The sequence below is a fragment of the Actinoplanes oblitus genome, assembly GCF_030252345.1.
GTDB lineage: Bacteria > Actinomycetota > Actinomycetes > Mycobacteriales > Micromonosporaceae > Actinoplanes > Actinoplanes oblitus.
In genome coordinates, this window is record NZ_CP126980.1 from 2,705,061 (window position 1) to 2,718,176 (window position 13,116).

A 13,116-nucleotide genomic window follows, 5' to 3' on the forward strand; every position below is an offset into this window, starting at 1 on the left:
CGGCCGAGGGCCCGCGCGCCTTTCGAACGAGGGTCATTGCAGCCGTCGGTGGATGCCTTTCACCCCGCGGCCGGCCCACTCGGCGATCATCTGTTGGGCGCGGTCGTCACCGGTCAGCGGTTCGGACTCCGCCAGCTGCCGGACGATCTCTCCGGCCGCCTCCGGCGGGATCGCCCGGAGCCCGGTCAGCAGCGTGGACAGCAGGTAGCGACAGGCCTCCTCGGACCAGGGCAGCCCGGCGGCCAGCAGGTCGGCCGTACGCCGGCAGGTCTCCGCCGACGGGTTCGCCCAGAGATCGACCAGGACGCGGGCGGCCGAGATCGTCCCGTCCCCGCCGCGGACGAAGGAGTTGATCAGCGGGACGGGCACCTCGTCGAGCGGCGCCACGGCGTGGTGGACCATGTCCTCGAGGATGCTGCACTGGAAGTAGGCCTTCCGGCGGATCTGGTCGAAGTTCAGGTCGTCCAGCCGGAACGTGTCCGGTCGCGCGTCCGGGAACAGGTTGAAGGTCCACTCCGGCTCGAACGTGGGATCGGTGTGACCGTGCAGGGCGAGCCGGAGGTCGCGGTGTCCGTCCACCAGGACCCGGCTCAGCCGGATGCGGTCCACCAGCCCGGTCCAGCCGTCGGAGCTGAGCAGGGCCCGCCACAGCAGGGTCTGCCCGTGCCAGGCGTCCACCGGGTCCGGCGGCTGCGGGTACAACTCGCTGCCGGACAGGACGTGGTCGCAGCAGAGCGCGAGCAGGAGCAGGTTCGCCGCGTAGACCGCGTAGCGGGCGGGCTCGCTCGGCGCCTGCGGGCGGTAGTCGGTGTAGCGCAGCCCGGGCGGCGTGTGGTTGACCGCGCGGTAGAGGCGCACCAGCAGGTCCCGCAGCGACCGCCGCCGGTCGGGGTCGGCGGCGTCGGCCATCTGGCCGAGGAAGTCGAGGATCGGGCCCCGGGCGCTGAGCGGCTGGAACGACAGCAGCGCCCGCAGCAGGTCGTCCTCGGCGGGACCCGCGCCGAACGACATCGAGGACGCGGCGTCCCGGGCGCCCAGGTCGTTGAGCACCTGCCAGGTCAGACGGGCGACGAGGTACTCGCCGAAGGTGGCGTGCAGGAACTCGTACGTCTGGAAGGCGGTCTCGTCCGGCAGGGCCCGCGCGCGGTGGATGAAGAAGAAGCGGCCGAGCGTCAGCTCGGCCTCGGGCAGCGGCGCCCGCAGGCCGGCGGCGGTGGCCGTGCTCACCGGCCCGCAGATCTGCAGGGCGGCGAGGTCGCGGTCCAGGTCGGCCTCGGTGACCCACTGGACGGAGCGGTTGAACATCGCGAACGCCACCACCGACAGCCGGCGCAGCTCGTTCTCCACGGCGGCCCGCAGCTCCCGGTCGGGCAGGCCCTCCCGGTGCTTGCCGATCTCCCGGAGCGCGAAGCTGCGCAACAGCTGCTCGTAGAGCTCGTGGGCGCGCAGGTCGGCACCGGCGCGCTGCAGCGCGTTCCGGTCGGCGTCGTAGAGCGCGAGCATCAGCAGCAGCAGCGGCTGCCCGGTCAGGCCGCGGTGCTGGAGCACGGTCTCCGGCCGGAGCGGCTGAAGCCCGGCAGCGGCGAAGTTCGCGGCGTTGGTCCGGTTCCAGATGTCCAGCCAGGCGGTCACCCGCTCGTCGTCGAACGGCTCCAGGCGCAGGGCCACGGTCTCCTCGGGCGCGCGGGCCCGGTCGGCCACCGCGGTCCGGCTGGTGACGATGACCGCGACCGGGCGGCCCTGGTCGATCTCGCGGCGCTGGAACCTGGCGACCTTCATCAGGTAGTCGGTCTGGCTGACGCCGACGGCCTGCAGCAGCTCGTCGAAGCCGTCGAGCAGGACGACCGGCATCGCGTCGCCGGCCGAGCGGGCCAGGGCCGGCCACTCGACGCGCTCGCCGGTGGCCTGGCGGATGGCGTACTCGATCTGGTCCTGCACCTCGTCGAGGACCGGGGTGTCGCGCAGGATGACGCGGATCGGCAGGAAGTCGGCGGCCGGCAGGCGGGCCGCGAGGATCCGGGTGAGCACCGACTTGCCGGAGCCGGGCTGCCCGAGCACCAGCAGGGGAGCGCGGACCGCCCGCGGCGAGGTCAGGTGCCCGATCAGGAACTCCTGCAGGTCGTCGCGGACCGGGGAACCGGCCCACCAGGACTCCTCGCTCACCCGGGCGGCGGCATGGACGTCGCCGGCCCGGAACCGGGGCGGCACGTAGCCCTCGCCGAGCTCCGGGACGCGGATGCCGTCCGGCACGTCACCCGACTCGACGATGCGCTTGCCCAGCTCGGCGCGGTACGCGCGGGCCAGGCCGGCCCGGCGCTGGTCCGGCGCCCGGCCGGTGGAGATGGCCAGCAGCGTCTCCTCGAGCCCGGCCAGCGCGGCGCGGGTGGCCCGGTGCTCCCGCTGGTTCGCCCAGCAGGCCACCTCGGGAAAGTCGACGATCAGCCGGCGGAGCGTCTCCTCGTAACGCGCCACCGCCCGGTCCGGGACGGCGGCCGTCGCGCCGGCGACCCGGTCCCGCTCGCCGGCGCTCAGCCGGTCCCAGACGTGCAGCCCGGTGCAGAACGCCAGGAAGACCTGTGCCAGCCCCTGGTAGTAGTTCCGCAGGTCGGCCGCGACGGCCTCGGGTGCCCGCACCGGTGAGCGGTCGAGCAGGGCCGCCGCGTCGAGACGGCCCGGGAAGGTGAGGAGTTCGGCGCGGCCGGCGAGCGATTCCTGCTCCTGGCCGGTCATCTCCAGCTCGTCGAACCGGAACGGCAGGCCGGCGTCCGCCATCGCCTCGAAGAACGCCGTCACGACGATGACCGTGTGCGCCGCCTGCAGCCGCTGGGTGCGGCTGAACCGGGACAGGCCGCTGCGCCGCTCGGCGAATCCGCGGACCAGGTCGTGGCCGAGCCGGACCAGCTCCGCCTTGGCGTCGAAGAGCCCGAGCAGCGCCGGCACCGCCGGCGTCGCGGCCAGCAGCACGCCACCGGTGATCTTCTCGATGGCGGCGACGACCTTGCTGTCCTGGCCGCCGAGCAGCCGGACCGCATCCGAGTATCCGAGGGAGCGAGCCATGCCGTCCATCATGGTCGGTCCCCGCCGCGCGGTTGACCCGCCCCGGCCGGGTGCGCCAAGATAGCGAAGTTACCTGCGGGTAACATCAGCGACAAGGGAGGCCGCATGCCCACGCTCGACCGTCAGGACGATGTCTTCATCCTCGACCTCGGGGACACCGAGAACCGGTTCCACCCCGACTGGCTCGCCGCCGTCGGCACCGCCCTCGACGAGGTGGAGAAGGCGGACAGCCCGAAGGCCCTGGTCACCACCGCGACCGGCAAGTTCTACTCGAACGGGCTGGACCTCGACTGGCTGGGCGCCAACGGCGGCGAGTTCCAGGACTACGCGATCGCGGTGCACGCCCTGTTCGCCAGGGTCCTCGCCCTGCCGCTGCCCACCGTCGCGGCGCTGCAGGGGCACACCTTCGCGGCCGGTGCGATGCTCTCGCTGGCGCACGACTTCCGGGTGATGCGCTCCGACCGCGGCTTCTGGTGCCTGCCCGAGGTGGCCATCAGCATCCCGTTCACCAGGGCGATGTCCGCGCTGATCCAGAGCCGGCTGACGCCGAGGGCGGCGCACGAGTCGATGACCACCGGCCGCCGGTACGGCGGCGAGGAGGCGCTCGCCGCCGGGATCGTCGACCACGCGGTCGCCGAGGACGCGGTGCTGCCCACCGCTGTCAAGATCGCCTCGACGCTGGCGGCCAACGCCGGCGACACGCTCGGCACGATCAAGGCCCGGATGTACGCGCCGGCCCTCACCCTGCTGCGCGACGGCGAGAACCCGCTGGGCTGAGCGTCAGGCGGGTTGCGCGACCAGTGCCGACACCTCGGCGTGCAGGCCCGGTACGTCGCCGCGCACGCCGCCCAGGAGCCACTGGCACATCCGCACCGAGGCGTCGACCACCGTCCGCACCCGTTCCAGCCGGCGGGCGGTGAACTCCTTCCACAGCGTGTCGTCGACCGTCGGCGCGGCGAGCAGCAGCTCGCCGAGCACGCCGGCGTCCTCCAGCGACATCGCCGCGCCCTGCGCCAGGGTCGGGGGAGCGGCGTGCGCCGCGTCGCCGATCACCACCACCCGGCCCCGGTGCCACGGCCCGTCCAGCAGGTGTGTCCGGAACGTGGTGAAGTTGATCAGGGCCGGGTCGGTGAACTCGATCTCGTCCCACGGGCCGTGCAACCGGGCGGCGAGGGAGCGCACCACCGCCAGCGACTCCGCCGGGGTCAGCGGGCCGCGGCGCTGGGGTGCCTCGGCCAGGTAGGCGTACATCGAGTCGGGGCCGGTGGGGCAGTAGCCGGCGATGTGCACCGGGCCGCCGAGGATCAGCTCGGTCCGGTCCACCGACGGCGGCCGGGTGGTGACCACCCGCCAGATGTCGATCCCGAGGTCCCGGGTGACCAGGTCGATGCCGATCTCCCGGCGCACCGCCGAGCGCACCCCGTCGGCGCCGATCACCAGGTCGTAGCGCTCGGTGCGGTGATCGGTGCGGGTCACGTCGACGCCGTCGCCGGCCGGCCGGATCGCCGTGAAGCTGGTGCCGAACCGGACCCGGGCACCGGCCTGCGCCGCCCGCGCCAGCAGCAGCCGGGCGAGGACGGGACGATACGTGCCGAAGGCGGCGGGCAGGTCGGGCCCACCCGTACGGAAATCGGTCACCTCGGCCAGCAGCGTGCCGTGCGCGTCGGGGGCCCTGATCCCGAGCGAGTCGAAACCGTGACCGCGCGCCCGCAACCGGTCCCAGACGCCCAGCTCGCGCAGCACGCGCAGGGCGTTGCCCTGCAGCGTGATGCCGGATCCGGCGGCCCCGGCGTCGGGCAGCGCGTCGATCAGGTCGACGGCGACACCGCCGGTGGCGAGCCGGATGGCCGCCGCCGTCCCGGCGATGCCGGCGCCGACGACGAGAACCTTGCGGACTGCGGGCACCGGTGCTCCCTGGGCTTGGTCACTGAACCGCTCTCACTCTCCACCGGGTCCACCGTGGACGGAAGGGAGACCTGGCTCACTTCGGCGCTCCGCATGTCAAGGGACCTGTGTCCCGGTAACGTCCCGGACGGACGGGACGGAGGTCCCTGGCGGACCGGGTCCCGGCGGAGGAACAGTAAGGATCGACGAAGCCTTCCGGGAAGGAAAGATCGTGACCGCTGTGCTCGACCAGCTCGCCCAACCCGACGACGCCGAGGTGGCCGGTCTCGACGCCTGGTGGCGCGCGAGCAACTACCTCACCGTCGGCCAGATCTACCTGCAGGGCAACCCGCTGCTGCGGGAGCCGCTGACCGCCGAGCACATCAAGCCGCGGCTGCTCGGTCACTGGGGCACCAGTCCCGGCCTGTCGTTCGTCTACGCGCACGTCTCCCGGCTCATCAGGCTCACCGGCCAGCAGGCCATCTACCTGGCCGGTCCCGGTCACGGCGGTCCCGCCCTGGTCGCCGCGGGCTATCTGGAGGGCACCTACTCGGAGATCTATCCGAAGGTGAGCCAGGACGAGCCCGGCATGCTGCGGCTGTTCCGCCAGTTCTCCAGCCCGGGCGGCATCCCCAGCCACGTGTCGGTGACCACCCCCGGCTCCATCCACGAGGGCGGCGAGCTGGGTTACGTGCTGGTCCACGCGTTCGGCTCGGTGATGGACAACCCCGACCTGCTGACCATCGCGGTGGTCGGCGACGGAGAGGCGGAGACCGGCCCGCTGGAGGGCTCGTGGAAGGGCATCTCCTTCATCAACCCGGAGCACGACGGCGCGGTCCTGCCGATCCTGCACCTCAACGGCGCCAAGATCGCCGGCCCGACCGTGCTGGCCCGTAAGGATCCGGCCGAGGTCCGCCGGCTCCTGGAGGGCCACGGCTACGAGATCATCGAGGTGGGCGGCGACGAGCTGCCCGGCATGCACCACCGGTTCGCCGAGGCGCTCGCGTCCGCCTGGGGCAAGATCCGGGCGATCCAGACCGCGGCGCGCGAGGGCGGCTGGGACGGTCGCCGGCCGCGCTGGCCATTGATCATTTTGCGTACGCCCAAGGGCTGGACCGGTCCGCAGACGGTCGACGGCGTGACGGTCGGCGGGACGTGGCGGGCGCACCAGGTGCCGCTCTCCGGCGTCCGGGACAACGCGGACCACCTGCGGATGCTGGAGGAGTGGCTGCGGTCGTACCGGCCGGAGGAGCTCTTCGACGCCACCGGCGCACCGACCGCCCTGGTCCGTGACCTGGCCCCGGCCGGCGACCTGCGGATGAGCGCCAGCCCGCACGCCAACGGCGGCCGGCTCACCCGCGACCTCGACCTGCCCGACTTCCGGGACTACGCGGTCGAGGTGAAGCGCCCGGCGAGCGGCCGGGCCGAGTCCACCCGCCGGCTCGGCGAGCTGATGCGCGACATCTACACCCGCAACCCGGACCGGTTCCGGCTGTTCTGCCCGGACGAGACGAACTCGAACCGGCTGGGCGCGGTCTTCGAGGTCTCCGACCGGGCGTTCATGGAGACGGTCGGGCCGGACGACGTGAAACTCAGCCGCGCCGGCCGGGTGATGGAGGTGCTCTCCGAGCACAACTGTCACGGCTGGCTGGAGGGGTACACGCTGACCGGGCGGCACGGCATGTTCGCCACCTACGAGGCGTTCGCCATGGTCAGCGCGTCGCAGACGATCCAGCACGGCAAGTGGCTGCAGGAGGCGTCGCACCTGCCCTGGCGGGCCAAGGTGCCGAGCCTGAACATCCTGCTCACCTCGACCGCCTGGCGCAACGACCACAACGGGTTCTCCCACCAGGGCCCGGGCCTGATCCAGAACGTGCTGACCCAGCGTGGCGACGTGGCCCGGGTCTACCTGCCACCGGACGCGAACACCCTGCTCTCGGTCGCCGACCACTGCTTCCGGTCGCGGTCGTACATCAATCTGATCGTCATCGACAAGCAGCCGCAGCTGCAGTTCCTGGACATGGACCAGGCGATCGAGCACTGCGCCCGGGGCGCCGGCGTCTGGGAGTGGGCCGGCACCGACGACGGCACCGGTGACCCGGACATCGTCCTGGCCTGCGCCGGCGACGTGGTCACCATGGAGACGGTGGCGGCCGCCCGGATCCTGATGGAGAGACTGCCGGCGATGCGGACCCGGGTGGTCAACGTGGTCGACCTGATGACCCTGCCGCGGCCCAAGGACCACCCGCACGGGATGAGCGAGACGCTGTTCCGCGAGCTGTTCACCGACAACGTGGACGTGGTGTTCGCCTTCCACGGCTACCCGGGTGCCATCCACCAGCTGGTGCACGGCCGTCCGGACGCCGACCGGTTCCGGGTGCGCGGCTTCATCGAGCAGGGGACCACCACGACGCCGTTCGACATGACCGTACGGAACCGCGCGTCGCGCTACCACCTGGTGATGGACGCGATCAACAACGCGAGGCGGCTGCCGAGCGGCGCGACCGAGCTCAAGGCGTGGTGCGAGGCCCAGCTCGTCAAGCACGAGAGCTACGTGGTGGAGCACCTGGAGGACATGCCCGAGGTGCGGGATTGGTCACTCGGGGACTGGGCGCAGAGTTGATCTAGACAGGTTTGGGGGTCTCTCCGCCTAAGAAAGTGTGGGCGGAGAGATACTTCACCCTTTCTTTCGACGCCGGTTGAGGCGAAGGTGAAGGGCATACGCCTACTCGACGATGAGGAAGGGGACCCCGGATGGCCGGTACGCTCAGCCCTTGGCCGACGACCCGACAGGGTTCGACGCAACACCCCGTGCCCACCCTGCAGTACCTCCTGCAGGCCCACGGTCACACGGTCACGGTGGACGGCGTCTTCGGCGCCCAGACCGGCGACGCGGTACGCGCCTACCAGCGCGCGAAGGGTATCCCGGACAACGGTATCGTCTGCGCCGAGACGTGGCAGGCCCTGATCGTCGACGTACGCCCCGGCGCCCGGGGCAGCGCGGTGCGCGGGGTGCAGCACGAGTTCTGCCAGCGGCGCGGCTCCACCACCGACCCGGACGGGGTCTACGGCCCGGTCACCGAGTCGGCGGTGCGCGCCTTCCAGTCCGACGCCGGCCTCATCGTCGACGGCGTCGTCGGGCCGGAGACCTGGCGGGCCCTGATCGGCGGCAGTCGCGGCGGATCGCTGCAACAGGCCGCCTGAACCGACAAGGTGGAGGGCGTCGCGGCAGCCGCGACGTCCTCCACCGTTTCCTGGGAGTGTTGACATGCTGGACGGCTGGGACCCCGCCGTGGTGCTGCTGATCAAGACGTTGGGCTGGCTGGCCCTGACCGGGGTGATCCTGGCCGTCGTCTACCGGGTGGTCCGGGCCGCGGTGCGGGACGGCATCACGGCGGCTATCGACGCCGATCGTCTGCGGTCACGCCGCGGCCACGAGAGCGGCTGACCGCCGACGGGTCGAAGCCGAACGGCAGCTCCAGCCGGTGACCGCGCATCAGTTCGCGGTCGGCCAGCAACGCGCCGGTCGCGCCGTCCGCCACGATCCGCCCGGCGTCCAGGATCACCGAGCGCGGGCACAGCTCCAGGGCATAGGGCAGGTCGTGGGTGACCATCAGCAGCGTCACCGGCAGCGCGTCCAGGATCTCGGCCAGCTCCCGGCGGCTCGCCGGGTCGAGGTTCGACGACGGCTCGTCGAGGACCAGGATCTCCGGGCGCATCGCGAGCACCGTCGCCACCGCCACCCGCCGCCGCTGGCCGAACGACAGGTGATGCGGCACGTGGTCGCGGTGCTCGGCCATGCCGACGGCCCGCAACGCCTCGTCCACCCGCGCGTCCAGCTCGGCGCCGCGCAGCCCCAGGTTGGCCGGGCCGAACGCGACGTCCTCGGCCACCGTCGGCATGAACAGCTGGTCGTCCGGGTCCTGGAAGACGATGCCGACCCGGCGGCGGATCTCGCCGATCGCGGCCCGGTCACCCGCCCGGACCGCCAGCCCGGCCACCTCGACCGTCCCGCCACCGCCGTGCAGGATGCCGTTGAGGTGCAGCACCAGCGTGGTCTTGCCGGCGCCGTTCGGCCCGAGCAGGGCGACCCGTTCACCGGGGGCGAGGGTCAGGTCGACGCCGCGGAGCGCGGCCCGGCCGTCCGGATAGGCGTAGTGCAGCCCGGCGACCTGCAGAGCGGGAGTCGTCACGTCGATCATGCTAGAACCGCGATCCCCAGCGAGATGAGCGGCAGCGTGGCGGCCGCCGCCCACTCACCGGCGGGTGCGCGCCGGTCGTTCGGCGAGGGCAGCCGGCCGGTGTAGCCACGGGACACCATGGCCAGGTAGACGCGCTCGCCCCGTTCGTACGATCGCAGGAACAGCGACCCGACGCCCACCGCGAACGCCTTCACCTGCCACAGGAACCGCGGGTCGTAGCCGCGGCTCAGCCGCGCGATCCGCATCCGCCGCGCGTCGTCGGCGAGCACGTCGAGGTAGCGCAGCATGAACGTGGCGATCTGGGTGAACACCGCCGGCACCCGCAGCCGGTCCAGGCCGAGCAGCAGGTCGCGCATCGTGGTGGTGGCCGCCAGCAGCAGCGATGCCAGCACGCCGAGCGTCCCCTTGGCGAAGATGTTCCAGGCGCCGTGCAGGCCGTCGACCGACAGCGACATGCCCAGCCACTGCACCCGCTCCCCGTGCCCGACGATCGGCAGGGCGATCGCGAGCAGCACGAACGGCAGCTCGATGGTGGCCCGCTTGAGCAGCCAGAGCGCCGGCACCCGCGCGACGACCGCCAGCGCCGCGACCAGAACGAAATAGCCGGCGAAAGCCGGGTACGACGTCGGCGGGGTCAGCACCACCACGATCGTGAACAGCAGCACCGCCATGATCTTGACCTCGGGGGCCAGCCGGTGCACCCGGCCGCCCCGGTCCAGGTAGAGCGGGTGGGCGTGCCCGGCACCCACCTCAGGCCGCCTTCCGCTCGCGGCGGCGGGCCAGCCAGAACCCGCCCGCGCCGATGCCGAAGGTGAGCAGCACGCCGGCCACCCCGGCCAGGCCGGTGGAGAGATACGGGTTGTCGACGCCCCTGATGCCGTAGCCGGCGAGCGGGCTGTCCTTCATCTGATGGCCCTGCTCCCGCTGCGCCATGCAGGTGCCGCCGGTGATCCGGCCGTCGGCGTCGAAGGTGCAGCCCTTCCGGGCTGTCGCGTCCAGGCCGTCCGGGCTGCCGGAGGCGAAGTTGCTCACCACTCCGGCCAGGAGCAGGGCGACCAGCAGGCCGCCGGCGACGAACCAGCCGAGCTTGCGGCTCATGCGGCGGCCTCCGTCTCGGGCGCGGGGGTGACCGGCGTGCGGCTCATGCGGCGGCCTCCATCTCGGGCGCCGGGGTGACCGGCTTGCGGAACTTGCGGAGCGCGTAGACCAGGTCGGGCCGGACCCGGGCCACGGTCGTCACGGTGGTGGCGGCGATGACGCCCTCGCCGATGCCGATCAGCACGTGCACCCCGGCCATGGTCAGCGAGATCCCGACCAGCGACAGCTCGGTGGTGCCGCCCAGCGCGTACTCCAGGACGAAACCCTGCGAGGCGACGGTGACCGAGACGATCGAGGCGATCAGCGCCGTCGTGCCGAGCCCGCCAGGCGTTTTCGGCAGGACCTTCACAAGCGCCACCACCAGCAGGTATCCGGCGGCGGTGCCGAGGATCGCCATGTTGGTGATGTTCAGCCCGATGGCGGTCAGGCCGCCGTCCGCGAACAGCAGGCACTGCACCATCAGCACGGTGGCGATGCAGAGCGCGCCCACCCACGGCCCGACCAGGATCACCGCGAGGGTGCCGCCGAGCAGGTGCCCCGAGACGCCCGGCAGCACCTGGAAGTTCAGCATCTGCACGGCGAAGATGAACGCCGCGACCAGCCCGGCCATCGGCGCGAGCCGGTCGTCCAGGTCGGCACGCGCCTTCACCACGCAGACCGCCAGCGCGGCGACCGCGAAGACCACGAACAGCGCGGACACCGGACCGTTGACGATCCCGTTCGCGATGTGCATCGCTTGCGGATCCATGGTGCCTCCCTCGCGGGGCCCGGAAGTCCCCGCCAGGCGTCAGCATATTAGGCAGGTGTGGTTGTTGCACATCCTTGGCAACTAGGGAGTGCGTGATCGTTTTCACCAAGATCAAATTCAGGGTCAGGAGATCGATGACTCGGATCCGCGCTGATCACTGATCGTCGCTCCCGCCAGGGACCCTTCCGGGCCGGGCAGGACGCTGGCGCGTCCAGAACGCCCACCCCTCCAGGGCGACGTCCGCGGGTGGCCCCGACCCCCCAACCCCACCCCAAGGTCCCCCCCCACCCCCAGCCGCCGTGCCTAGTCGTGGCGGTGGTGTCCGGTCACGCGACACCACCGTGAGCGCCAGCCGCAGCCGTCGTGGCTGGTCGTGGTGGTGGTGTCCGGTCGTGGGATGCCACCGTGGCTGCCAGCCGCAGCGGGCGTGGCTGGTCGTGGTGGTGGTGTCCGGTTGCGGGATACCACCCTGAGTGCCAGCCCCAGCCAGCGTGGCTGGTCGTGGCTGTGGTGTCGGGAAGCGGGATACCACCGTGAGCGCCAGCTCCAGCCGTCGTGGCTGGTTGTCACGGTGGTGTCCGGTCACGGGATGCCACCGTGGCTGCCAGCCCCAGCCCCAGCCGCAGCGGGCGTGGCTGGTCGTGGTGGTGGTGTCCGGTCGCGGGATGCCACCGTGGCTGCCAGCCGCAGCCGCAGCCGCAGCGGGCGTGGCTGGTCGTGGTGGTGGTGTCCGGTCGTGGGATGCCACCGTGAGTGCCAGCCGCAGCCGTCGTGGCTGGTTGTCACGGTGGTGTCCGGTCACGGCATGCCACCGTGAGCGCCAGCCGCAGCCGCAGCGGGCGTGGCTGGTCGTGGCGGTGGTGCCCGGTCGTGGGATGCCGCCGTGGGTGCCAGCCGCAGCGGCCGTGGCTGGTCGTGGTGGTGGTGTCGGGAAGCGGGATGCCACCGTGGGTGCCAGCCGCAGCCACCGTGGCTGGTTGTCACGGTGGTGTCCGGTCGTGGGATACCACCGTGAGCGCCAGCTGCAGGTGCCGTGGCTGGTTATCACGGTGGTGTCCCGGGGGTGGGATACCACCGTGAGGACCAGCTGACGGGGTGTGCGTTGGGTGGTTGGTGGAGTGCCGCGATGGGGGAGGGGCGGTGGCTGGGCGGGGTGGGTCAGGGGTTGAGGACGTCGGTGATGGGGCGGCGGGGGGACTGGCGGCCCGGGCGGCCGTAGCCGACGCGCAGGGCTATCTGGGGGAAGCCGGTGCGGCCCAGGGAACGGCGGAGCTGGTCGCGGGCGGCCGGCACCTCGATCGGCTGGGAGATCATCGAGCTGGCCAGGCCGGCGTCGGTGACGGTGAGCAGGACGCGTTGCAGGGCCTGGCCGGCCTGGATCTGGTCGAGCCGGGTGTCGCCGGCCGTGCCCAGGATGGCGACCAGCGGCTCCGGCTCGTAGTCCCGGCCCGGCGCGCGCCGCCGATCGGTGAACGCGCGCTGCGGGATCAGGTCCTGGTGCTCGCCGATCACCGCGCCCGCGTAGGCCGGCATGCCGTCCGTCGCGCTCGCGGTGTCGGTCCAGGTGATCAGCTCGGCCTGGTATCGCTGGTCGCGGCGCAGCACCCGGTCGGCGCTGTGCGCGATCTCCGAGAACCCGGTCAGCGCGGTCATCCCGACGAGCAGGTCCAGCCAGGCGTTCTCGGCGCGAGCCGCCTCGATCAGCCGGATCCGGGCGTCCGGCGGCACCGGGTCGGGCCAGAACGGCTCCCGGTTGCTGTGCCGGCGTTCGATAGCGGCGTGCAGGTCACGTTCGAGATAGGTGGGTGGGCGGTGCCGGCCCGGGGCGAGCCGGGCGATCAGGTCGGGCTGCCCGGTGTCGGGCAGCAGGGTGACCTCGGCCGGGGTCCCGGCCCAGGCCAGCGCCAGCCGGGCGTTCATGGTGGCGGCGCCACAGGCCAGGCGCAGGGCCCAGCCGCTCTGGTCGGCGACGCTGAGCTGGCGGGCCGGGTCGGCCATCACCTCGATGACACCGTCGCGGAGCCGGAAGGTCCACGGCTGGGTGTTGTGCATCGAGGGCGCCTGGATCCCGGCCGCTGCCGCGCGCCGCAGGTCTGACTCGTCGTAGCCGTTCACATCCTCCAAGGT

At 72.3% G+C, this 13,116-nt stretch carries 11 protein-coding genes; 4 read left to right on the forward strand and 7 right to left on the reverse strand.

Annotation, left to right across the window (positions count from 1 at the left end):
- Window positions 1-33: 33 nt before the first annotated feature.
- Window positions 34-3,057: an NACHT domain-containing protein gene (locus Actob_RS12180; RefSeq protein WP_284920227.1), complete on the reverse strand. Its 3,024-nt coding sequence runs from the start codon at window positions 3,055-3,057 to the stop codon at window positions 34-36.
- A 105-nt stretch (window positions 3,058-3,162) separates the two neighbouring features.
- Here Actob_RS12180 and Actob_RS12185 point away from each other — a divergent pair, with 105 nt between their 5' ends.
- A complete protein-coding gene (locus Actob_RS12185) occupies window positions 3,163-3,834 on the forward strand; it encodes an enoyl-CoA hydratase-related protein (RefSeq protein WP_284920228.1) in 672 nt (223 codons plus the stop codon).
- A 3-nt stretch (window positions 3,835-3,837) separates the two neighbouring features.
- On the opposite strand, the gene Actob_RS12190 is transcribed toward Actob_RS12185, so the two are convergent.
- Window positions 3,838-4,962, reverse strand: coding sequence for an FAD-dependent monooxygenase (locus Actob_RS12190; RefSeq protein ID WP_284920229.1), 1,125 nt, complete (start codon window positions 4,960-4,962; stop codon window positions 3,838-3,840).
- Between the two features lie 211 nt (window positions 4,963-5,173).
- Between Actob_RS12190 and Actob_RS12195 the strand changes: the two genes are divergently transcribed.
- The 3 genes from Actob_RS12195 (at window position 5,174) to Actob_RS12205 (ending at window position 8,389) form a co-directional block, all read left to right on the forward strand.
- On the forward strand, window positions 5,174-7,564 hold the full coding sequence (locus Actob_RS12195; protein WP_284920230.1) for a phosphoketolase family protein: 2,391 nt from the start codon (window positions 5,174-5,176) through the stop codon (window positions 7,562-7,564).
- Window positions 7,565-7,752: 188 nt separating this feature from the next.
- Window positions 7,753-8,145 carry a peptidoglycan-binding domain-containing protein gene (locus tag Actob_RS12200; protein WP_284920231.1) on the forward strand — a complete coding sequence of 131 codons (393 nt, stop codon included), beginning with the start codon at window positions 7,753-7,755 and terminating at the stop codon, window positions 8,143-8,145.
- A 64-nt stretch (window positions 8,146-8,209) separates the two neighbouring features.
- On the forward strand, window positions 8,210-8,389 hold the full coding sequence (locus Actob_RS12205; RefSeq protein ID WP_284920232.1) for a hypothetical protein: 180 nt from the start codon (window positions 8,210-8,212) through the stop codon (window positions 8,387-8,389).
- Here the strand turns inward: Actob_RS12205 and Actob_RS12210 are convergent.
- The 5 genes from Actob_RS12210 to Actob_RS12230 form a co-directional block, all read right to left on the reverse strand.
- On the reverse strand, window positions 8,340-9,143 hold the full coding sequence (locus Actob_RS12210) for an energy-coupling factor ABC transporter ATP-binding protein (protein WP_284920233.1): 804 nt from the start codon (window positions 9,141-9,143) through the stop codon (window positions 8,340-8,342). The two genes, Actob_RS12205 and Actob_RS12210, sit on opposite strands and share 50 nt — an antisense overlap.
- A complete protein-coding gene (cbiQ, locus tag Actob_RS12215) occupies window positions 9,140-9,892 on the reverse strand; it encodes a cobalt ECF transporter T component CbiQ (protein WP_284920234.1) in 753 nt (250 codons plus the stop codon). The genes Actob_RS12210 and cbiQ overlap by 4 nt, the downstream gene beginning before the upstream one ends.
- A gap of 1 nt (window position 9,893) precedes the next feature.
- Complete coding sequence (locus tag Actob_RS12220) at window positions 9,894-10,241, reverse strand: PDGLE domain-containing protein (RefSeq protein ID WP_284920236.1); 348 nt, start codon at window positions 10,239-10,241, stop codon at window positions 9,894-9,896.
- A gap of 43 nt (window positions 10,242-10,284) precedes the next feature.
- Window positions 10,285-10,989: an energy-coupling factor ABC transporter permease gene (locus tag Actob_RS12225; protein ID WP_284920238.1), complete on the reverse strand. Its 705-nt coding sequence runs from the start codon at window positions 10,987-10,989 to the stop codon at window positions 10,285-10,287.
- Window positions 10,990-12,147: 1,158 nt separating this feature from the next.
- Window positions 12,148-13,104 carry an Acg family FMN-binding oxidoreductase gene (locus Actob_RS12230; protein WP_284920239.1) on the reverse strand — a complete coding sequence of 319 codons (957 nt, stop codon included), beginning with the start codon at window positions 13,102-13,104 and terminating at the stop codon, window positions 12,148-12,150.
- Window positions 13,105-13,116: the final 12 nt, after the last annotated feature.